Source organism: Cyclobacterium amurskyense, from assembly GCF_001050135.1.
GTDB lineage: Bacteria > Bacteroidota > Bacteroidia > Cytophagales > Cyclobacteriaceae > Cyclobacterium > Cyclobacterium amurskyense.
On record NZ_CP012040.1, the window covers coordinates 4,434,313 to 4,457,326 of the forward strand.

General features: G+C 33.7%; 22 protein-coding genes. 21 read left to right on the forward strand and 1 reads right to left on the reverse strand.

The annotated features are described in order from the left end of the window. Positions 1 to 2 precede the first annotated feature (2 nt). From CA2015_RS18080 to CA2015_RS18160, 17 genes are all read left to right on the forward strand, one after another. Complete coding sequence (locus CA2015_RS18080; RefSeq protein ID WP_048643169.1) at positions 3 to 500, forward strand: KdsC family phosphatase; 498 nt, start codon at positions 3 to 5, stop codon at positions 498 to 500. Further along, the gene (locus tag CA2015_RS18085) at positions 487 to 1,698 is read left to right on the forward strand and encodes a hypothetical protein (protein WP_048643170.1); all 1,212 of its coding nucleotides are present in this window, start codon (positions 487 to 489) and stop codon (positions 1,696 to 1,698) included. Before CA2015_RS18080 ends, CA2015_RS18085 begins: the two co-directional genes overlap by 14 nt. A gap of 211 nt (positions 1,699 to 1,909) precedes the next feature. Continuing rightward, entirely contained in the window at positions 1,910 to 2,122 is a 213-nt protein-coding gene (locus CA2015_RS25460) for an LbetaH domain-containing protein (RefSeq protein WP_205749782.1), read from the forward strand. A 123-nt stretch (positions 2,123 to 2,245) separates the two neighbouring features. After that, entirely contained in the window at positions 2,246 to 3,370 is a 1,125-nt protein-coding gene (locus CA2015_RS18095; RefSeq protein WP_048643171.1) for a glycosyltransferase family 4 protein, read from the forward strand. A 4-nt stretch (positions 3,371 to 3,374) separates the two neighbouring features. Continuing rightward, a complete protein-coding gene (locus CA2015_RS18100; protein ID WP_048643172.1) occupies positions 3,375 to 4,445 on the forward strand; it encodes a glycosyltransferase in 1,071 nt (356 codons plus the stop codon). A gap of 5 nt (positions 4,446 to 4,450) precedes the next feature. Beyond that, positions 4,451 to 5,563 (forward strand): glycosyltransferase family 4 protein, encoded by a 1,113-nt coding sequence (locus tag CA2015_RS18105; RefSeq protein WP_048643173.1) that lies wholly within the window; start codon positions 4,451 to 4,453, stop codon positions 5,561 to 5,563. An 89-nt stretch (positions 5,564 to 5,652) separates the two neighbouring features. Beyond that, positions 5,653 to 6,810 (forward strand): hypothetical protein, encoded by a 1,158-nt coding sequence (locus CA2015_RS18110; protein WP_240477835.1) that lies wholly within the window; start codon positions 5,653 to 5,655, stop codon positions 6,808 to 6,810. 26 nt (positions 6,811 to 6,836) lie between these two features. Beyond that, entirely contained in the window at positions 6,837 to 7,910 is a 1,074-nt protein-coding gene (locus tag CA2015_RS18115) for a glycosyltransferase family 4 protein (protein ID WP_048643174.1), read from the forward strand. A gap of 51 nt (positions 7,911 to 7,961) precedes the next feature. Continuing rightward, complete coding sequence (locus tag CA2015_RS18120) at positions 7,962 to 9,164, forward strand: glycosyltransferase family protein (RefSeq protein ID WP_157470540.1); 1,203 nt, start codon at positions 7,962 to 7,964, stop codon at positions 9,162 to 9,164. Next, the gene (locus CA2015_RS18125; RefSeq protein WP_048643176.1) at positions 9,161 to 10,330 is read left to right on the forward strand and encodes a hypothetical protein; all 1,170 of its coding nucleotides are present in this window, start codon (positions 9,161 to 9,163) and stop codon (positions 10,328 to 10,330) included. Before CA2015_RS18120 ends, CA2015_RS18125 begins: the two co-directional genes overlap by 4 nt. Continuing rightward, positions 10,327 to 11,295 (forward strand): polysaccharide deacetylase family protein, encoded by a 969-nt coding sequence (locus CA2015_RS18130; RefSeq protein WP_048643177.1) that lies wholly within the window; start codon positions 10,327 to 10,329, stop codon positions 11,293 to 11,295. Before CA2015_RS18125 ends, CA2015_RS18130 begins: the two co-directional genes overlap by 4 nt. A 646-nt stretch (positions 11,296 to 11,941) precedes the next feature. Then, complete coding sequence (locus tag CA2015_RS18135) at positions 11,942 to 12,241, forward strand: hypothetical protein (protein WP_048643178.1); 300 nt, start codon at positions 11,942 to 11,944, stop codon at positions 12,239 to 12,241. A gap of 84 nt (positions 12,242 to 12,325) precedes the next feature. Continuing rightward, positions 12,326 to 12,688, forward strand: a complete 363-nt coding sequence (locus tag CA2015_RS18140; protein WP_048643179.1) for a methylglyoxal synthase — start codon at positions 12,326 to 12,328, stop codon at positions 12,686 to 12,688. 24 nt (positions 12,689 to 12,712) lie between these two features. After that, the gene (gene pfkA / locus CA2015_RS18145) at positions 12,713 to 13,705 is read left to right on the forward strand and encodes a 6-phosphofructokinase (protein WP_048643180.1); all 993 of its coding nucleotides are present in this window, start codon (positions 12,713 to 12,715) and stop codon (positions 13,703 to 13,705) included. A 270-nt stretch (positions 13,706 to 13,975) separates the two neighbouring features. Beyond that, positions 13,976 to 15,442: a mandelate racemase/muconate lactonizing enzyme family protein gene (locus CA2015_RS18150; protein WP_084011883.1), complete on the forward strand. Its 1,467-nt coding sequence runs from the start codon at positions 13,976 to 13,978 to the stop codon at positions 15,440 to 15,442. A 174-nt stretch (positions 15,443 to 15,616) separates the two neighbouring features. Continuing rightward, positions 15,617 to 15,979: a phage holin family protein gene (locus CA2015_RS18155; protein ID WP_048643181.1), complete on the forward strand. Its 363-nt coding sequence runs from the start codon at positions 15,617 to 15,619 to the stop codon at positions 15,977 to 15,979. A gap of 440 nt (positions 15,980 to 16,419) precedes the next feature. Then, on the forward strand, positions 16,420 to 16,977 hold the full coding sequence (locus tag CA2015_RS18160; RefSeq protein WP_048643182.1) for a hypothetical protein: 558 nt from the start codon (positions 16,420 to 16,422) through the stop codon (positions 16,975 to 16,977). Between the two features lie 58 nt (positions 16,978 to 17,035). Here the strand turns inward: CA2015_RS18160 and CA2015_RS18165 are convergent, their stop codons facing one another. After that, the gene (locus tag CA2015_RS18165) at positions 17,036 to 17,719 is read right to left on the reverse strand and encodes a sulfotransferase domain-containing protein (RefSeq protein ID WP_048643183.1); all 684 of its coding nucleotides are present in this window, start codon (positions 17,717 to 17,719) and stop codon (positions 17,036 to 17,038) included. A 1,056-nt stretch (positions 17,720 to 18,775) separates the two neighbouring features. Here CA2015_RS18165 and CA2015_RS18175 point away from each other — a divergent pair. The 4 genes from CA2015_RS18175 to CA2015_RS18190 all read left to right on the forward strand — a co-directional run bounded on the left by CA2015_RS18175 (position 18,776) and on the right by CA2015_RS18190 (position 23,008). Continuing rightward, positions 18,776 to 19,678 (forward strand): histone deacetylase family protein, encoded by a 903-nt coding sequence (locus CA2015_RS18175; RefSeq protein WP_048643185.1) that lies wholly within the window; start codon positions 18,776 to 18,778, stop codon positions 19,676 to 19,678. 140 nt (positions 19,679 to 19,818) lie between these two features. Beyond that, positions 19,819 to 20,445 carry an OmpH family outer membrane protein gene (locus tag CA2015_RS18180; RefSeq protein WP_048643186.1) on the forward strand — a complete coding sequence of 209 codons (627 nt, stop codon included), beginning with the start codon at positions 19,819 to 19,821 and terminating at the stop codon, positions 20,443 to 20,445. A gap of 165 nt (positions 20,446 to 20,610) precedes the next feature. Next, on the forward strand, positions 20,611 to 21,582 hold the full coding sequence (locus CA2015_RS18185) for a deoxyhypusine synthase family protein (protein WP_048643187.1): 972 nt from the start codon (positions 20,611 to 20,613) through the stop codon (positions 21,580 to 21,582). 85 nt (positions 21,583 to 21,667) lie between these two features. Then, on the forward strand, positions 21,668 to 23,008 hold the full coding sequence (locus CA2015_RS18190) for an OmpA family protein (RefSeq protein WP_169786499.1): 1,341 nt from the start codon (positions 21,668 to 21,670) through the stop codon (positions 23,006 to 23,008). The last annotated feature ends 6 nt before the right edge of the window (positions 23,009 to 23,014 follow it).

Here is a 23,014-nt window from a genome sequence, read left to right on the forward strand (position 1 = left end):
AAATGAATATAAAACTTGTTCTTACGGACATTGACGGTGTGTGGACTGATGGTGGAATGTACTATGACCAGACAGGGAATGAATTTAAAAAATTTAACACCTATGATAGTGCAGGAGTGTTATGGTGTCAAAAAATGAATGTACCTATGGGCATTATTACAGGAGAAAAAACCGAAATCGTTAAAAATAGGGCTAGTAAACTTAATGTTGATTTCTTGTATCAAGGTATTAATGATAAACTGGAAGTAGCAAGAAAATTGGCTTTAGAATTGAATATTGGACTTGAAAATATTGCTTATATTGGGGATGATTTGAATGACATTGAACTTTTAAAAGTTGCAGGATTTTCAGCATGTCCTTCTTCGGCTCCAACTTATATTCAAAAGCTTGTTCATGTTGTTTTAAAGAAAAAGGGTGGAGAGGGAGTTTTTAGGGAATTTGTAGAGTTTATTTTTGAAGAATCAATACATAATTTTTTGGAACCCAATGAGGATAAATAAAATTAAAATGGTTTATCAGGGACTTCATGTTGACTTGAATAGAAATACAATACCTGACAAAAGAAATTTTGGCACTATTCTTTTAAAATTTATTAAGGCCTGCTTGTCAATGAAGTTTTATGGTATTTCAACTTTTAAACAAAAACATTTATTTTTCTTTAACACAAATAATCAATTTGAGGCATTAAAAAATATTTACAAAGAATTAAATGCGAATGCCTTTGCCTACTATCATGGATATGATCTGGGTCTTGTATCAAACGATCGATTAAAAAGATATCCTTTTTGGATATCTTACTTCTTTAGTCTCTATGCTTATTTTTTTGATTATCAATTGATTAAAAAAATTAATGATAAGCTAAAATCAAAGAATAGCAATACTGCTATTAAGTACATTGCTTGTATTACCCTTGGTCATTACTATTTAAATTTATTTATTTTAAAGGCATTAAGACCGAATTATTTATGGCTTTCAAATGATCACTCGTACAATAATGTAGGTTTCTTGTTCGCCTCCAAAGTGCAAAATATTTCCTCAATTTATATTCAACATGCTTCCGTTTCGTCGATATTTCCAAGTTTAAGGTTTGATTATTCTTTTCTTGACGGTGAGATTGCCAATAAAACATATGATGATATTGGTATCTGTGGAACAAAAGTATTCTTATATGGTATTCCAAAAATGGATGGGTGGATCAATAAATACACTTCAAATGCTAAGATTAAAAATATTTTAATCTGCGTAAATGAAATGGACGATTTAAAGAAATTTGAAAACTTAATTGATTTATTGTTACAAAATAATTATTTAGTTTACCTAAGGAAACATCCTTATTTAGACTATAAGTTTAGAAATGAAGACAAAGTTGAAATTAAAAGCCAAAAATCATTTATGGAAGCGCTAGCTGGTATTGATATGATGATTGGTGGAGATTCTAATGTGCACTTAGAAGCAGCAATAACTAATATTCCTTCAATTTATTTTTCAACTTCTCATTTATGGGATTACTATGGGTTTTTAAAATTTGGTCTTTTTACAATTGCAACGAAAGATGTAAATGAAATAGTCCAAAGCATAGAAAATTATACAAGTTCAGATGAGGTTTACTTACGTGCTAAAAGTTTTTGTGAATCCATAGGTACAAGTTATCAAAACAAAACTACAAGAAAGATTATAGATGAGGTAAATAATTTTTAGTCTGATTAAATGTATCATAAATCTTAGGAAGGAATTTTATAAAAAAAATATAATGCGTGTGGCACAATCCTACAAACTTCCCCTTAAAGTAAATGGCCCGTCTTATGTCAATAACAATACTTATTTAGGTCAAAATGTTAATTTTAAAGGATTTAAAGTTAATGGAAATGTAACAATTGGTGATAATTTTCATTCTGGTGCTTAATGTGTAGTGATCACAGACAACCATAACTTTGAAGGAAAAAAAATACCACATGATGAAAGCTATATTGTACAAAATGTAACTATTCATGATAATGTTTGGTTGGGGCATGGGGTAATAATTCTAGGAGGAGTAACCATTGGTGAAGGCGAAATTATTCAAGCATCAGGTTCCGTGGTGGTAAAAAGTATCCAGCATATGAAATTTCAGGGGGCATCCTGACAAAGTTTTTATATATAGGGACAAAATATACTATTTTAATCTTAAACATAAGAAATTGTTCCATTAAATATTGTACTATTGATTTTGTGTGAATTCTCAATTATTCTTGTTTTATTTAGCTGAATGAAAAAACTTTTATTTGCAATTTCATCCTTAAAAAACTCTGGAGGTAGCGAAAGGTCACTGATTTATAGAGTAAATTATCTTGTCCAGAATTTTAATTATGATATTACAATAGTTACAACTGATAAGGATGATGTTTATAGCTTTTATAAAATTGACTCTAAGGTTAAGGTTGTAAATATTCCTGTTAAAATTAATAAACCATCTATATGGAATTCTATTGGATCTTTAATTTACAAATCATATAAACGAGAATCAAAAATAAAAGAATTTATAAAAGAAAATAAATTTGACATTTGTAGTTCTGTAGGTTCAGTTAATTTTTTATATCAATCAAAAAAGAATGATTCTTTTATTAAAGTTAAAGAAAGTAGATTCAACTACAAAAGATTTTTTCCTGACAAAAGGTTTAATATAGGTATATTGTTGTGGAGGCTACTAAGATTAATTAATTCTACGCTGGTATTAAAGAAAATGGATTATGTAATTACCCTAACAGAAGAAGATGCTAAATTTTGGAGAAAATTTTTAAATAAGGTATACGTTATGCCAAATTTTATCAATTTCAAACATATTTCTTTATCAAATCTTAATTCAAATAATGTGATTGCTGTTGGTAGGTTAGAAAGAGAAAAAGATTTCACTTCATTAATTAAAGCATTTGCAATAGTTTCTAATAAATATAATAATTGGAAATTAGAAATTTATGGTGAAGGTTCTCTTAGAAATGCACTTCAAGATTTGATTGTTTCTCTTCAACTTACAGATTGTGTATTTTTAAAAGGAGCTATAGGAGATATATTTAGCAAATATGAAGAATCCTCTATTTACGTTCACACGTCTTTGTATGAGGGATTTGGTAATTCAATTTTAGAAGCAATGGCTCATGCATTACCTATTGTAGCGTTTAAATCAGTTGGGGGAGTTAAGTTGTTAGTAAATGATTCGCACAATGGGTTTTCAGTCCCCAATAGAAACATTGGAGGGTTGGCAGGTAAAATTATAGAATTAATTGAAAATCCTGAAATGCGAAGAAAAATGGGGCATAACTCTAGGGAAATTGCGTCTAATTTCTCTGAGGATAAAATCATGTTACAATGGCACAAGTTTTACAGTAAAATCTGAATATGTGAAAATTTTACGAATTACTACTTATCTTGATTTTGGAGGGCAAGAGAAACAATATATCTCTTTTACTAATAGTAAAAATAATTTTAAATATTCGTATGTATTTGCTTCAATTGGAAAAGGGGGCTACTCCGAAAATGACATAAGGCAAAAGGGGTTTGACGTTAAAGTATTTAATGAAAACCCTTCTTTTATGAATTTAAAATTTACTTTTATTCTCTATAAATGGTTAAAAAAGTTAAAGCCGGATTTAGTTCATACAGCAGCCGGTGAGGCCAATTTCCATGGAATAATTGCAGCGAAACTTGCAGGGGTAAAATTTGTTGTTGCCGAAGAAATAGGATTTCCTAATCATTCCGTTAAGGCTAGAATTATTTTTTCATTTTTGTATAGGTTTGTTAATAGGGTGGTTTGCGTATCCAATGCAGTTAAAAACTATTTAATCAAATTGGGTGAAATCTCTTCAGAAACAGGCTACGTTATATATAATCCTGTTTCTAAACTTCCGTTGGTTAAACGTACGTTTCAACCTTATTTTACTATCGTAACTGTTGGAAGACTTGACAGGGTTAAAAACCAAAATTTATTGATTGAGGCCATCGCTAATTTTAAAAATGAAGAAATAAAATTAATTATTGTAGGTGATGGACCTGATCGGAAATACCTTGAAAAGCAAATCATCCGTTTTAAGTTAGAGAATCAGGTATTAATAACAGGTTTCATTCCAGACCCAGAACATTACCTTGCCAAGGCTGATCTTTTCGTATTGCCATCTATCTCTGAAGGGTTTGGAATAGCTGTAATTGAAGCAATGCAGTTTGGAATACCATGCTTATGTACAAATGTTGGTGGAATCTCTGAATTTATTACTGATGCTTATAATGGTTGGTTATTTGATCCAAATAATAAAAATGAATTTCAATCCAAGCTAAAAGGTATTCTTGAAATGGATAGTGATCTTAGGAAAAAGGTGGCCTTTCAGGGAATGAATTCTGTTGAAAAACGCTTTACTGAATTGAAATATGTTGAAAACGTTGAGAATCTATACCATTCAATATTTGAAACTAGATAAAGTTTATGAGTAAAATTAAAATTTTATTTTGTCTTGAGACCATTGGATGGGGTGGGGTGGAGAATCGTAGATTTTCAATTGCTCAATCTTTAGATTTAAATAAATTTGAGATCAAAATTATCTGCACCAAGGCATTAGGGGTTTATAAAACAAAATTTAATGATCTAGGGATTGAAATTTATGAAGTAGGAGAATTCAAAAGTGCTTTTGAATTTCAAAAGCTAAAGTATGTTAGAAGCATAATTAAAAAGTTTCATCCTACTATAATACATGGAGGGGTATTTGAAGGGAACACCATGGCTGTTCTATCCAGCCTTTTCATACCAAAAATAAAAATTATTATAGAGGAAACCTCTGATCCTCGTAATCGATCAAGCAAAGCACATTTTTTATTAAAGATTTATTCATTTTTAACTGATAAGTTTATTGCTATTTCTCCTTCAGTTGAAGATTATCTAATAAATAGATTGAAGGTTACAGTTTCCAAAGTAGCATTAATTACCAATGGAGTTGCTTTTCCAAGAAAGGTTGGTGCAAATGAAGTTCAAGGATTGAAGGATGAATTAGGAATTAAAGATGGAGATTTTGTAATTGGAAGTGTAGGTAGACTTAGGGATTTCCATAAACGTTTTTCAGATATTATAAAGGCAGTAAGTTTTATGTCTTCGAAAGTTAATATCAAGATTTTAATCGTTGGAGAAGGACCTGATAAAGATTTTTTGCAAGAAACAGCTGACGATTTGGGTTTAAGTGAAAATTTAATACTGGTAGGACTTCAAATGGATACAGCTCCTTATTTTCAACTTATGGATGTCTTTTGTTTGGCCTCTTATATGGAAGGGTTTGGGTTGGTAGTTGTTGAAGCCATGTTTCATAAATTACCCGTAATTGGTACCAAAGTTGGCGGAATAGTCAACATTATTGATGATAAGGAAACCGGATTTTTAGTTGAACCTGAGAATCCAAAGGGAATTGCTGATTTAATTTCCATTCTTAAACAAGAAGAAGAATTAAGAGTTAGTATGGGAATTAAGGGGTTCCAAAAAGCTTCGATGTATTATTCTGTGAAAAGATATACAGACGAGGTAAAGCAACTTTACAACGAGATTTTAGTTTAATACATCGATTTTTGTTAGATCTATTTTTTATAATTTTAATAGTTGTTTTATTGGTTAATTCCAATAATTCTTTTTCAAAAAAATATGGATTGCCATCCAAATATGCCAATCATCTTAATTATTTGTTGTTTTACCATATGTTTTTTAGTCTTTTTTATGGCTGGTACATCATTAATTTTGGAGGTGATTCACGTGGATACTGGTTATTCACAATGGAACAGGTCAAAATATTAAATCCTACTTGGATGAAGTATTTTGGAGAGGGAACAACCTTTATATTGTGGTTAACTTATTTCCCTAGCAAGATACTTGGATTATCCTATCCTACTGGAAATCTTTTATTTGGGTTTTTGGGGTTTATTGGAATTCGTTATATTTTCTTATTGGTTTATAAACACTTCCCAACAAATCATGAAATTCTTGGAGTTCCACTTTTCCCTACTGTTTTTTATATAAGCAATTTACATTTTTGGACTTCCGGGGTAGGGAAAGATGCCATTGCTTTTTGGGCGATTTCTTGGTTTTTATTTTCTATTCAGCAATACAAAGAAAAATGGTGGCAAGCTTCTATTGCTTTCTTTTTCGTTTATATGACTAGACCACATATGGGGCAAGCCCTTATTGGAGGGGCCGCAATTGCTATACTTATGGGAACCGATATTAAAAGATCCTACAAATTTGGTTTGGCAGCTTTGGCATTAATTGGTTCAATTTACATGAGTACATTTACTCTTGATGCCTTGAGAATGGAAGATTTTAATGTGTCAACTTTGGAATCCTATTCCTCCCTTAAATCCGGTTTATTAAATAAAGCTTACGTTGGGTCGAGTGTTAATATTTCAGCCTATTCTTGGCCATATAAATTGTTTACCTACCTATTTAGACCCTTGTTTTTTGATGCCCATAATATTGTTAGTTTTATCAGTTCTTTTGAGAACTTACTTTATTTATGGCTAAGTCTCTTTATTTATAAAAACTGGTCTGTTGAAGCATTGAGAGATATGCCCCTATTCTTGAAAGCGGCCATGGTTACTTTTATTCCGGTCACTTTTGCCTTTATGAATGCCTTAAGCAACTTGGGAATAGCTATGCGCATGAAAAACATGCTTATGATTTATTTCTTGCTATTTTGTTTGTATTTAATTGTTCATAAAAAATATACGCTTCATCTAAGAAGTTTGGACAGGAAAAAATTCTTTCAGAGAAGACAAGCAATTATTGATGCGAAAAAGAAAAATGTTGAATGAGTTGATATAGGCTAAGCTATTTTAAATTGAGTAAAAAGAAACTTTTATTTCTCCCAAAATACCCCAGAAAAGGGGCAAGTAGCAGGTTGAGAACTTTCCAGTATTTACCACTTTGGGAGAAGATGGGCTACTCTGTTACAGTAAATTCATTCTTTACTGAGAAGTATTTGAATACCATATATGACCATCAGTCTCCTGGCTATTGGCATGTTTTGACATGTTATTTCCGTAGGTTTTCTCTACTTTTTTCTGTCCAAAAGTATGATTTGATAATTATTGAGAAAGAAATCTTTCCTTATTTACCGGCATTTGCTGAATGGTTTCTATCCAAAGTGAATCAGTATTGGGTAGATTATGATGATGCTGTTTTTCATAATTATGATCAGAAAGACAATTTTATGGTAAGTCTCTTAATGCCAAAAAAAATTGATCATGTTATGAAAATGGCTAATAGAGTAATTGTTGGGAATGACTACCTGAAAAAAAGAGCAGAAGTGGCAGGAGCCAAAAAGATTGAGGTCTTTCCTACAGTTATTGATCCAAAAAAGTATAAGGTTAAGGAAGATCAATCACCTTTTAAAACCATAACCATAGGATGGATAGGCTCTCCAAGTACGCTAAAATACCTTGATCCAATTGTGCCTATTTTAGACTGGATTCATGAGCATTACCCCATTAAGTTTTTGTTGGTCAATGGGAAAAGTAAAATGAAATTTAAAGGTAGGATTGAATCAATCCCATGGACAGAAGATGGAGAGGTTGATGCCATTTTAAAAATGGATATTGGTATTATGCCATTGCCTGATAACCCTTGGGAAAGGGGCAAATGTGCCTATAAATTAATTCAATACATGGCCTGTGGCTTACCTGTTGTTGCTTCTCCTATAGGAATGAACAAAGATGTGGTAATTCACGGAGAAAATGGGTTTTTGGCCAATTCAAAAGAAGAATGGATAAGCGCATTGGGAGAGCTAATAACTGACCCTCAGCTTAGGAAGGAGTTTGGATGTAAAGGAAGGGAGAAGGTGTTAAATGAGTTTACTATGGAGGGTAATTTTTATAGGTATAAAAAATTGGTTGAACTTGAATTGGGAGATTAATCATTTTGGGGTTGGTAAAACTTCTCTACATTATCAATGTACTTTAGACCTATGAAAATTCTTTTTATATCTTGGGACTCTGATCAAACAAATTATCTTGAAAATCTTTTTTTCCCAATTTTTAAAGGTTTGCAGGATAGAATGGAATGCCAGTTTTATGTTTTGCAGTTTTCCTGGGCAGATCCTACGGAAGTGGAAAGAATTTCAATTCTCGCTCGGCAATTGACTATTGTCTATCAGCACCATCTTGTATGGAGAAAACCTCACCCAGTGATAGGAAGCTTTTTGACAACGAAAAGGGCTGTAAAAGTCATAAAAAACTTAATAGAGAAAATTGAAATTACACATGTGATGCCCCGCTCTACCATGCCGGCTATAATGGTTAATCCTCTCCTAACATGGTTGAAAAAACGAGATGTTAAATTAATTTTTGATGCAGATGGTTTTCCTTTGCAGGAAAGGATTGATTATTCGGGGTTAAATAAAAATAGCTTCCAATACAAATACCTTAAAAAGGCAGAAACTAAAATACTAAAACATTCCAATATTGTCTTAGTCCGTACTTTTTTATCTATAAATATCCACCTGAAAACCATTGGTTTACGATATAGAGTTAAGTTTTTCAAAGTAAGTAATGGACGAAATGAAGACTTTTTTAAACCTGATTTAGTTTTACGTGAAAAGATAAGAAAAGAGCTTTCGATACCTTCATCAAGTATGCTATGGTTGTATTCAGGTAGTGTTGGTCCACAGTACCTTTTAAGTGAAATGTTAAATTTGTTTGAAAACTATCACAATCAAAATAAGGATAGCAAGTTTCTCTTCCTTGTTAGAGATAAATCAGCGGTTGCCCAAGCTATACCAGATCACTTAAAATCCAGTATTGTAATTAAATCTGTTGATTTTAGTTTAATCCCAGGTTATTATGCTGCCGCTGATCTGGGTGTAAGCCTTAGAAAGACTGCAAGTAGCCTTTCAGGAATATCACCTATAAAAGTGGGTGAGTATTTGCTTTCAGGTTTACCCCTGTTACTTTCTAGAGGGATAGGGGATTTGGAAAACACAGTAGGGCATGAAGATTTCTGTTTTATGCATCCAGTGCTAGACGAAGAAAAGTTCAATAAATGGCTTGCTGAGTTGAAACACATTTCGAAAGTATCAATTCGTGAAAAAGCAGTGGCTTGTTTTGCATTAGAAAATAGCCTTAAGGAGTATGAAACAGCCATATTGGCATCTAATTCAATAGTTGATTGATAGCAGATATAGCTTTTATCGTTTTTTTATTGACAGCCATTTTCTATATAAATCTAAAATGGGCTAAATCTCATAGGTATACTGCTATACAAACCAAGTGTTTATTTTTTTTATGGTTTTACCACCTTTCAATTAGCCTGGTTTTTTACCAATATATTTTGGTACATGGAGGGGATAGTTGGCGATATTGGAATATTGTTGAAAGTGGAGAAACTTCAATGGGAAATTGGTTTCATTTATTTGGCACTGGAACAGCATTTATTTATTGGTTTAATTGTCCTTTTTCTCAAATAGCAGGCCTAGGGTATTTATCAGGTACAATTCTTTACGCTTCCTTATCTTACTTTGGTTTTCTACTCGCCTTTGATCTGCTTAAAAAATCATTTCCCCAATTTTCAAAAAAAACTTACGCACATCCTGCATTTCTTACCTTACTATTACCAAATGTACATTTTTGGTCTGTGGGAGTAGGAAAGGAGTCCTTTTTATGGCTGGGATTGGTTTTAGTTTTGGCCGGTATTTACAGGTTTCCCAATAAATTTTATTTAATTCTTTTAGGATTACTACTTTCTTTAATGACCAGACCTATCCAAGGATTGGCATTAAGTATTTCTGTATTGATGGTAATTCCTTTTCACGAAAAACTTAAACCTTACCGTAATAAGGTATTTCCTGTTTCAATTTTATTAATTCTTTCGATATTTGCCTACCGGTATATAAAGGGAAGTTTAATTTATGGGTTTAATCTCAAATGGATAACTGATCTGTTAGACTGGCAAAGAAATTTCCTGGCATCCTTTGGTGGAGCTAGTTCAATAAATATGAATGATTATAGTTGGTATGAAAAGTTAATAACAATATTTTTCAGACCCTTTGTTTGGGAAGTTGATGGGTTTTGGAGCATAGCTGCAGCGATGGAAAATGCGGTTGTTTTAAGTGTTTTTTTACTAGGAGTGTGGAGCTTTTTTCAGTTAAGAGGCCAATTTAAAATCTCATTGTACCTTTGGACCGTATTGATTTATGGAATAATAATATCCCTACTATTTAGTCTTACCTTGAATAATTTAGGTATCATTATGAGAATGAAGAGTATTTACTTTCCTTTTTTTAGTATTATTGCCCTTCATTTATTTTATAAAGTAGCCAAGGTAAAGGTAGAGAAATGAATCGTCCGACTTTAGTCATATCATTGGATTTTGAGTTGCATTGGGGACGCTTTGATAAGGTATCTATTCAGAATAGAGAAACTTATTACCGAACAGCAAGGGAAGTTGTTCCTAAATTACTATCCTTATTTAACCAATACGAGGTTGAGGTTACTTGGGCAACTGTAGGTATGCTAATGGCCGAAAATGTTGAAGAATGGGAACACTACAGTCCCACTTTAAGGCCTATCTATAAAAACACTAAGCTTTCCGCTTATGATTGGTTTAATGCCTCCTCCAAAAATAATAGTTGTCTGTTTGCACCTGAATTGGTTCATAATATTATTGATACCCCTGGACAAGAATTAGCTAGCCATACATTCTCTCATTATTATACTATGGAGAATGGGCATGAAGACCGGGCATTTAGAGAGGATTTGATGGCCTCCAAAAGGATTGCACAGGAGAAATTTGGTAAAAAACTTTCTTCACTGGTTTTTCCTAGGAATCAATACAATGCTGAGTCAATAAAACTTGCAGGTGCCTTGGGTTTTTCCGCATTACGTACTAACCCCGGTGATTGGTTTTGGAAAGATCCTGAAAAAGGTGAATTATTGAAAAAAATATGGAGAACTTCGGATTCAATTCTTTCTTTGGGTAAACGTACTTCTTATCAATTTGATAATAAGGTGTTATCAAGTCCAGTTTTAATACCAAGCTCTCGATTTTTGAGGCCTTTTAATCCAAAGTTGGCAAGGTTCAACCAGTTGAAAATTAATCGTATAAAGGACGAAATTACCACGGCTGCTAAGAATGATGAAGTATACCATATATGGTGGCATCCGCACAATCATGGTCACTATCCCGACCAAAGCTTAAATGAGGTAAAACAAATTCTGGAACATTTTTCTTCCTGCAGAGACCAATATGGTATGCAGTCCCGATCCATGGAGGGCATTGCTCATAGCTTAATTCCTTCCCAATAATTCCTTTATTATTTAGAATAACTTTGCAAGTATTAGGCAATGGATTTTCTATTAGGAAATGAATCAGTTCATGTTCAAAATGAGTGATTTATTGCTGTTTTAGACTCTACTTAACGGTTAGACAGTTTCACCACAGCAGAGCTATGTCCATTTTCTAAACAAGCTGATTTTAACCCGAAATATGCAATAGACAATCTATTACGTGCTGAAATCGCTATAAAATCAGCCACTTCGTTGCTGTTTTCAATTTCACCATAGCGGTGCTATGCTAAAATCTCCAAACAGCCTGATTTTCTTGCGATTGCAACACTTCCCGTAAACACGGGACAGGCTATCACGATCCTATATTCAGGACGGAGAAATTCTATTACATAATCCGGTTTTAACAATAAAAATTGATTGTAGCCTTCCCTATTTATAGGGAAGCCTAGAACCTGAGAAAATAGTTTTGTGTTTTATTGCATTAATATTAGAACTTTTCCTTAGCCATTTATTTCTTGGTTTTGTCTGATTTGGGAGGCCTACTTTTGAAGGCGATGAATTGGCTAATTAGAATCCTATTGGATAATCTTGTTTTAATTAAGCCTATAACTTGTAGGCTTGACTAATATGTATTTATTTTGGCCATCTTTAAAAACGAAACACTATGGACCTATCAGAATTCAAGGCCAGCATTCAGAAAGGGCAAATTCCAGATGGCTTGACAGTATACCTGCATGCATTGTGGTTGGATGGTAAAGGGGATTGGAATAAGGCCCACTCATTAATAGATCATCTGGAGGATGCAGATGCCGCATTCTTGCATGCTTACCTTCACAGGAAAGAAGGAGATTTGGGAAATGCATCTTACTGGTACCGAAGAGCTGGTAAAACCAAACCGAACATAGGTTTAGTAGAAGAATGGGAACAAATGGTTTTGTACTTTTTAGAAAAAATGAAGGAATAAAGAACTTTATTTTTCTATAGGTAAACTTTTGTTTGCCTTTTTTATGTTACCCAATAATAGTGAAATTCAACATAGAATTAAATAATGAAAATAGCGTTAATTGCCCATGATGGGAAAAAAGCTGATATGGTCCATTTTATTGGTGGATCAAAACAAGCATTAGAAGGAATTACCCTTGTAGCGACAGGTACTACAGGTTCTCATATAGAAAAAGCAGGATTTGAAGTTGAAAAATTACTTTCGGGACCTTTAGGTGGGGATGCTCAAATAGGAGCAATGGTTGCTCAAAAAGAGTTGGATATGGTGATTTTCTTTAGGGATCCGTTAGGTAAACACCCTCATGAACCTGATGTGCAAATGTTAATGCGAATTTGTGATGTTCATAACGTTCCATTGGCAACCAACCTGGCCGCTGCTGAGCTGATGATAAAATATTTCGAAAGATAATTAATGAATTTTTAGGATAATAACATGCAAGACCAACCTATTAACATAAAAAAAATCGGAGTACTAACCTCAGGAGGGGATGCTCCAGGTATGAATGCTGCCATTCGTGCCGTGGTACGTGCAGGATTTTATTATAATCTAGAGGTATATGGGATATACCGTGGCTATGAAGGGATGATCAATGATGATATCAGAAAACTAGATAGCAGATCCATTGCGCATGTCCTAGAACGAGGTGGAACTTTTTTGAAATCAGCACGAAGTCTGGAATTCCGTACCCCTGAAGGTAGAAAAAAGGCTTATGATAACCTCAAAAGCCATGGCATTGATGCCTTGGTAGTAATTGGGGGGGATGGCTCTCTTACTGGAGCACATTTATTTTATAAGGAATTTGGTATACCTGCTGTAGGCTTACCAGGTACTATTGACAATGATTTATTCGGAACAGATTTGACAATTGGTTTCGATACTGCTTGTAATACTGCTATTGAGGCAATTGATAAAATCAGGGATACAGCCACTTCCCATGATCGTTTGTTCTTTGTGGAAGTAATGGGTAGGGATGCTGGGTTTATAGCTATAAATGCGGGTATCGGTAGCGCTGCAGCTGCCATTCTTATTCCGGAGAAGAAATTCCCTGTTGAGAAATTAATAGACAGGCTGAAGTTTAGAGAGAAGGCAAAAAAGGAAAGTAATATTGTTATTGTAGCTGAAGGTGGAAAAAGTGGTGGGGCACAAGAAATCTCGGAGAAAGTCAAAAAAATATTACCATCCTACGATATTAAAGTAACTATTTTAGGGCATCTTCAACGCGGAGGTGCACCATCCTCCTTTGACCGGATTTTGGCAAGTAAATTAGGTGTGTCTGCTGTTGAGGGGCTTCTTCAAGGTAAATATGATGTAATGGTTGGTATAATTAATAATAAAATTGTTTATACCCCAATTAAAAGAGCCATTGTAGATGATAAAAAAGTAGACGAAGAAGATTTACGGATTGCAGGTATCTTATCTACCTGATTTTGGAAAAAATGCACTAATATTCGATATAAATAATTGTTTATTAGAGATCATAACCTAGGGATAGGTGATTAATTTGATAAAGTAATAGTTTTCGAAACGTAAAATTTACTCTCTTGGTTTCTCATCTAGTCTCTTATAGTCAAAAAAGCCACTTAATTTCAGTGGCTTTTTTGCATTCAAAAAATTTTCGTTTTCTATCATTTTTAGGCATATTGTAGGATAGTAAGTAAATAAATATTAACAATACCCAAAACAAACCTATCAAATATGAAGAAAAGTATCGATCATCTACAGCAACGTTACCAGGATGAGAAAATTGCAAAAGTTAGCACTTCAGAAAGGTCCCAGCCATTGTTTGAAGAACCTAAAAATGATAGAAGGTCATTCTTTAAAAAGGCTGCTTTAGGAGGAATAAGTTTAGGTGGAATGTTGGCTTTACCTATGGAAGAGACCCTTGCTCACACAACTTCCAAAGTTAATCGTTTATCAAATCCCTCAGACTTAAAGATAACCGATATGCGGATTGCCCAATATGGCAATGTTCCCTTACTTAAAATATATACCAATCAGGGCATTCATGGTTTGGGAGATGTTAGGGATGGAGCAGATAAGCGATATGCTTTGATGTTGAAGAGTAGGATTTTAGGTGAGAACCCCTGTAATATCGAGAAAATCTTTAAAAGCATTGAGCAATTTGGTTGGCATGGTAGGCAAGGAGGAGGCGTGTCTGGAGTAGAAATGGCACTTTGGGACCTGGCAGGTAAAGCTTATGGAGTACCTCTTTATCAGTTATTGGGTGGTAAGTTTAGAGATAAGGTTAGGATTTATGTTGATACACCTACCGTACAAGATCCGGATGAATTTGCCAATAAAATGAAAGAAAGAGTTGACATGGGCTATACCATGTTGAAAATGGATATTGGAATAGGTTTGATAAAAGACCAAAAAGATACTTTGACAAATAAATCACCTTGGGGGCCGATGAGAGGTTGGTCTGACAAGGATGTGATGAGTTATACACAAACGCCACATCAATTTACTCATGTTCAAATAACGCCAAAAGGTTTGGAGAAAATGGTGGAATATGCTGCTAAAGCAAGAGAAAAAGTAGGCTTTGAGATACCATTAGCAATAGATCACTTTGGTCATATGGGGTATAATGAGATGATTAAATTGGCCAATGCTTTTGAACCATATAATATTGCATGGCTAGAAGACTTGATACCTTGGCAAAATACAGAGCAATGGAAGCGCATAACTGAAGCCATTTCTACACCTACTTTAACAGGAGAAGATGCTTATCATAAGAAAAACTTTAAAGATCTCATTGAAACCAGGGCTGTGGACCTAGTACATCCTGATCCGGGGAGTGCCGGAGGGTATCTTCAAACAAAAAAGATAGGAGATTATGCTGAGGAATTTCAAATAGGTATGGCTCTCCATCACGCCGCTTCACCAATTACCTTTATGGGTACAGTACATGCTGCTGCCGCCACCTATAATTTTATAGGGCTAGAGCACCATTCTGTGGATAATCCATGGTGGGAAGATTTGGTAACAGGTATAGATAAACCATTTGTAAAAGATGGATACGTGACCGTTCCAGAGGCACCGGGTATAGGTCTGGAACTTAATGAAGACGAAGTAAAGAAGAGGTTAAGGGAAGGTGAAAAGTTTTTTGCGCCTACCGATGACTGGAATGAAATCAGGTCTTGGGATAGAACCTGGAGTTAATTTGAAAAATGGCAACCCGGTAACATTTGCCGGGTTGTTTTTTTATAGAAAGACTTTTTTATCTCAAATAAGTTTTGCTAATCTTGTAAGACCAAATTGCTTTAATCTTATAATCAAATAACCCAGAATGGTTTTAAATGCTATCCTATTTTGGGTTTATTTAAGTCGATAAATATGAGTAAAATTTTATCTATACTTTTACAATTAGCGGTTGCTGGATTTGTAATAATCTTTACAGCATATTTGCTTCCAGGGATAACCGTGGATGACCTTTTTACTGGAATCCTGATCGCTGCCCTTTTGGCTTTATTAAATATTACGATTAAACCTATTTTGGTGTTTTTCACTATTCCCATTACCATACTTACCTTAGGTTTGTTCTTGCTGGTAATTAATGCATTGATGGTAATGCTTGCGGCAGATATTGTAAATGGATTTTCAGTAGGTAACTTTTGGTGGGCCCTTTTGTTTAGTTTGGTCCTATCCTTGGTAAACTCAATTTTTGGAATTTCCTTAGGTCGTGGCTTAGGAAGATGAAATTGTGACAAAACAATTCAACCTATTTAATGTTAATCTTATATCGAATAGTTCTTTTTGAATTATAGAAAAAAGTGAAAGTCATTTTAATCCCGATTAAATATTGGGGTTTCTCGAACTCATCAGGAGTATTTGAAATCGAAAGAAGATCACATTAAGTAGCTGAATGTAAGGTTGTTTAAGTGCCGTATTAATATTTTAAAGCCTGTTTTGGGTTGTGTGAATTTGCCCAAAATCATTATTAATGCAATAAGCTTAATCATTTCTTTATACTGTTATTAAGAATTTAAAGTTTATAATTAAAATCTTTTAGGTTAAATCTTTTTTTAAAATAGAAAAGATTGTAAATTATTGAGTAGATGCTACAAAGTAGTAGCCTATTTTTATTTTATTGTAACAAAACACAGCAAAACAGATATTATTAACCCACCTTTCAAGAGATGAAATACCCAAACGATGGTTTTTTACCTGAAACGATAGATAAATTAAAGCAGGAACTTATTTCCATCAATAAAAGCTTTAAAATTGTCCCAAGTGAGGACAATACTGACGAGTATGTCAATTTTTATTTCATAGGGAAATATGAAGGTAAGGAAGTGATTTATGATGCAGTTTTGTATACGCTTAAACTGCATTACCAAAGTGAGTTGTATGAATTGGCCGAACATGAGGCAGCCAAAAAATTTCCAAACTACAAAGGTATTAAATACGAAGAGGATGAAAATGGTAATTTGACTCCATTACAAACCGAAGAAGAAGAGATCGGTTGGTTCATTACAGAAATGATAATGGATATGGAAGAAGAGGGGGCTGTGAGGGTCCAGGAATTTTTGGATTTGGATACCCACCACGATTTTGGAATTGGCCTAGATGCTGCTCTAAATTTAGAGTCAATTGATGAAGCTGAACTAGAGAAATTTATTGAAGCATTTAATGATGACACCCTCGTACTAGATGACACTTTTTATACCTTCGAATCTGAGGAAGAAGAAGACTGAATTTTTTAATTTGGCTCAAAAATCTAGAATTTTTCTGTATCCATATTTAGATATTTGCCTACTTTCCAAGAAATTTTAACTTCAAATAAACTAAAAGGGATAAGAAAAAATCTTTTAGTTTATTTGAATAAATGTAAATGAAATTATTCAGGTTACTTCTCCTTGTAAATCTCGCTTTTACAGTTGAAAAATTTCTTTTTGTAGTTTTTAAATCATAAAATTTTTCAATCCTATTAATTACTTGTTTAGGGTTTTCAACATATTCATTATAGTAGATTAATAATGTATTATCGGGATTGGCCTTTTCTTTCCATTCATTATAAAAATAATTTAAATCAAAAAATAAACCGTCTTGTTTGGACTGGGTTACCCACTCATCGTCATCCATTTCAATGGAATAACCTTTTAATAAGTTATGGATTGATTTTATAGCTCCTCTTCGGTAGGCTAAAATTATTTCTGTGGGGTCCCTTAATAATACTACTTTTTTAATATTGGTTGTTAATTTTAAGTTGTTTGAGCTAGGGTAAATATGCTGTTTATAAACCAAGTGCTCATTGTTGAGAAATTCAGCATTGCTTAATTCCCTAATATCGGAATGAAATTGGTGGATAATATTGCAGTTTTCAGGAATCCTGTTTTTTGAAAAACTAAAATCCTGCTTGGATTTTAGTTGATGTAACTTGCTAATGGTTAGCATCAAAGATGTGCTAGCACTTTTAGGAATCGCGATGATCAACATGAATTTGTTATTTATTCTAGAAATCAAAAATAATAAAATGTACCAGATATCGAATTATTAATTTAAATCTGATGTTGAGGAGTATAAAAGTAAAGTATTTCCTTAATTCAATTTTATATTGTAAGTCATATTTTCAGTTTGTTTTTAATAATTTTTCAATTGCTTTTTCTTTGGAATGCATACCATCGTAAAAATAGCTTTCATTAAGTCCTGCCTGGCTTGGGTCAAAAGAACCATGAATTTTAATTTTATTTTTTTTGCAAAATTTTATTATAAAATTTTCTGTTTTAAGGACCATCTTGAAATCTTTCTTTTATCATAAAACGCTATAAAATCTTTTGTTGGCTCGATCTTTTTTTTGTAAGCATCGATGGGGTAGCTTAAAGTCTGAAAAATATAAAAGCTTATACCTACTGGCAATATTATTTTTAGGGAATTAGCCTTTATTTCTTCCCCAAAAAAGGAAAAAGCAGCTACGAAATTGTCTAAGAAAAAATTGTAATATTTAAAAAAAACTAAAAAACCAAGGTTTATTGAAACACTTGTCCATAGTAATAGTCTTCTTTTTGTCTTGTTAGTTGTTGTGTTTAGTTTTAATCCGACTAAAAAGTCAACAACAGTACTGAATAAAATTAATAACAAAAACCTATAGTCCCACCACCCATAAAATAAATAACTGGTCAATAGTAATAGAATATTTTGCGCTTTTAAATTTTCACCTGTAACAAACCAAAATAAAAAGAAAACTATGGGTAAGGAAATTGCAAAGTCAATCGAATTAAAAAGCATTGATGATTTTACTTGAGGTTATTCATACAAAAGTAGAAATTTGGTTAAATTTATTTAGGTCCTATTTTGTTTTTTTGATAGTTGAGGTAGTAATACTAATTTTACATTCCTAATCATATTTTTCAATTTTAGTTATAGTTTGAAAATTAAAAATATTTAGAACTTTAATTTGTATTCATGAATTTAAGTGTATTTTATTCATGAAATTGTATGATAGTTTATTAAATAAATTCAATTTAAAAAATTCATCTAATATACTGAATATTTATGTTAAAAGTAGCTTGGTCTACAAAATATGCTCACCCCTTACCACATGGGCATAGGTTTCCAATGGAAAAATATGAACTTCTCCCTGAACAGCTGATTTATGAGGGGACATTGACAAAGGAGAACCTTTTTTCACCATTGGCACTTGATGAGTCATTAATTACGGCTACCCATGAGCTAGAATATTTTCAAAAATTAAAATCACTGGGATTAAATAAAAGTGAGATTAGGAAAACTGGGTTTCCATTAAGTAAGGAATTAATAGATAGGGAAATCCATATAATGAACGGCTCAGTAATGGCAGCATTTAATGCAATCAGTGATGGGATTGGGATGAATATTGCCGGCGGTACACATCATGCATTTAAAGATAGAGGGGAAGGGTTTTGCCTGCTTAATGATATTGCTATAGCGGCAAATGCCTTGTTGTCCCAACAAATTGCAGCAAAGATTCTAGTTGTAGACCTTGACGTTCACCAAGGCAATGGTACTGCAGCTTTATTTGAAAATGAGCCAAACGTTTTCACCTTCAGCATGCACGGTAAAAACAATTATCCACTTCACAAAGAACGATCGGATTTAGACCTGGCCTTAGAGGATAATATGGATGACACTAACTATTTACAGTTATTGGATAAGCATTTTAAAAGGCTATTAGATGTGGTAGAGCCTGATTTTATTTTTTATCAATCTGGTGTTGATGTATTGGCGACCGATAAACTTGGAAGGTTGGGATTATCCCTGCAGGGATGTAAAGAAAGAGATAAGATGGTTTTGACTGCGGCCAAATTAAACAATATTCCAGTGATGTGTTGCATGGGAGGGGGGTATTCCCATAAAATTAGTGATATTATAGAAGCTCACGCCAATACTTTTAGATTGGCTCAGGAAATCTATTTTTAACCTAATTTTCATAATTTAGATTTTACCACCAAGGTTAAATATAGAAAAAAGGGTATTTTCAAGTTTATTAATGTTCTTAGAATTTGTAAAAGACTAAGAATTCTTATATTTGCCTCAATCAATTATAAAATCTATATCAAGTGAGAAAAAATACAACATTATTCAGTGCAATTGCAGTTTTAGGACTTTTAATCGGAGCTTGTAATACTCCTGCTAACAATGAATCAAATTCAGCCGATGAAAACAAGGTAGATATCTCTGACCTAAAAGTGGCTTATATCGTTACAGATAGTGTGATCAACAACTTTGATTACTTTAAAGAAAGGTCTGCTGAAATTGCTGAAAAAGGCAATAAATACCAAAGTGAATTGACTAATAGAGCTCAAGGATTTGAAAAAGAGGTAGCTAGTTTTCAAAACTCCAATGCAAACATGACCATGAACCAAGCTCGTGCCAAGCAAGAAGAGTTGATGACTAAGGAAAAAAACCTTATGACTTTTAGGGAAAATATCATGGCTGAACTTTCAGCAGATGAGACTAAATTGTACAATGAGGTATATGATAAAATCCAAGTATATCTTAACGATTACGCTGCTTCTAATGATCTTGAAATGATTTTATCTTATACAAGAGGTGGTGGTGTTTGGTATGCCAACAAATCGTTGGATATTACTGATGATGTTATTGCTGGGATAAATGATGATTATAAAAACGGAACTAGTAGCGACTCAGAAGAAAAAGTAGAAGAGCCGGCAGAAGAAAAGTAATTTAAATTACACTGATATATTTAAAAAAGCCCGGTTTTCCGGGCTTTTTTTATTTAATTTTGTACCATAACCTTGAGGAAACCTAAGTTGCTTTTCAGGGTCTTGTTGTTTATATTCGAATCTTTTAGAACCAACTTATTGGCCTAATAATTTTAATTAAAAAAAATGGAAATAACCAATTTTCTTAAACATCATTTCAGACACTTTAATGCAGCAGCTTTGATAGATGCTGCTGAGGGGTACAAAGCTCATTTGGATGACAATGGAAAAATGATGATTACCCTAGCCGGTGCAATGTCCACTGCCGAACTTGGGATTTCTTTGGCTGAAATGATTCGACAGGATAAGGTGCACATCATTACTTGTACTGGCGCTAATTTAGAAGAGGATGTTTTTAATTTGGTCGCACATGATTATTATGAACGAATCCCCAATTATAGAGATCTTTCTCCACAGCAGGAACAGGATCTGGTAGATAGGCACATGAATAGGGTGACTGATACTTGTATACCCGAAATGGAAGCCATGAGGAGGATTGAGAATGTGATCCTCGAAGAATGGCAGAAGGCTGACAAAGCCGGTGAAAGCTTTTTCCCTCATGAGTTTTTTTATAAAATATTGCTGTCAGGAAAATTGGAGAGTGAATACCAAATTGATCCTAAACATAGCTGGCTATTAGAGGCTGCTAAGAAAAATATACCTATAATTGTTCCAGGTTGGGAGGACTCTACTCTGGGAAATATGTTTGCAGGTCACGTGATCGCTGGAGATATCAAAGACGTTCATACCGTTAAAGGTGGAATCCAATACATGATGTTTTTAGCAGATTGGTATACTGAGAATGCGAAAGAGGACAGTACAGTTGGGTTCTTTCAAATAGGTGGAGGAATCGCTGGTGATTTTCCAATTTGTGTGGTGCCAATGCTTCATCAGGACTTACAACGTGATGGAATTCCACTTTGGGGGTATTTCTGTCAAATTTCTGATAGTACCACCTCTTATGGATCTTATTCAGGGGCTGTTCCCAATGAGAAGATCACCTGGGGGAAATTAGGTATTGATACACCGAAATATATAATTGAATCCGATGCGACCATTGTTGCTCCTTTGGTTTTTGCAATAGTATTGGGACAATGAACAGTATAAGATGATCAAAACCTTTGTTACATTTTTAAGAGCAAGCACAGTTTTAGTGTTTGCTCTTTTTGCTTATCATAATTCTATGGGACAAAGCTCAGGTTTAAAACGTGTTTTCTCACTTGAATATGACGAGCAACACCCAATTATAGCTCCAGATGGATCCTTGTTTTTTACTCTGGCCTTTCATCCAGACAATATAGGTGGAAAGAGCGATCCTGGAGATGTATGGTTTGCCCCGGAAGAAGATGGTGTATTCAAGTTGCCTCAATCAATCGCTGAACTTTCTACACCATTTTATGACCTGCTAATTGGTTTTATTGACTCAGATACAGCTCTGGTTTATCATGCAAACTTGAATAGGGAACAGGTTATAATACGGTATTTTTGGGATGGTGGAAGTTGGAATAGGGATGAGGTGGTTCAAATTCCTGGCTTAAAAACCAAAGGAGACTACTTTAGTGCTTCCTTGGACCCTGGTGGATCTTTTATGGTTATGTCCATGGACTCCTATGGAAGTTATGGGAATGAAGATCTCTATATATCCAAGCGGAATGGGAATACATGGAGCAGGCCTATAAATCTCGGTGCAAGCATTAATACAGCTAGTCAGGAATTAAGTCCGGCCATTGGTTTTAATGGTGATTCACTATATTTTTCTACAAATGCCTCTGACAATGAAAAGAGCATTGAAATCTATTTTAGCATGCGATTGGATGAAAGTTGGAGAAAGTGGAGCAATCCTAAACTTTTAAAGTTATCCGAAATGGCTGGTATGGACATGTATTATTTTCCAGCTTCTGAAAATGAAAGATTCTTTTTTACCAATACGCAGACTAGCGATGATTTTGGGAATATTTACTATAATGGAGTAGCCTCCTTGAAAATTGAGGAGGTGCCATCGAAAAAGGAAGAAAATCTTGAAAATAAGATGGAGATCAGAAGCTTTGAAAATGCAAATGTGATAAAAAACCTATATGCTAATGAAAATGTTTTAAAAAGTAGCATAGAACCTACATTGGGAAAAACAATTGTTGGGGACTTAAAAGAGAATTTGGCTACCTTGGCAGTAGGTGAAGGCCTTGTTTTGGAAGGGCTATTATTTCAAAGAGCTTCAGTAGATTTGGTTAATGATAAAGAGTCCTTGAACACCTTGGATGAATTAGCCACCTATTTGAACGATAATCCTGAAAAGGTTATTTCTATAGAAGGACATACGGACAGTTATGGAAATGAAAATGTCAATATGCGATTGTCATTGGCCCGGGCAAATAAAATAAAAGAGCTCCTAATTGAAAGAGGAGTACAGAAGGACCGCTTGTTTACTAAAGGCTGGGGAGGGAAAAAACCAATAGCGACCAATTCTAATGTGGCGGGAAGAATGAAAAATAGAAGAGTTGAGATCATATTTTTGCTTAATAAATAAAGATTG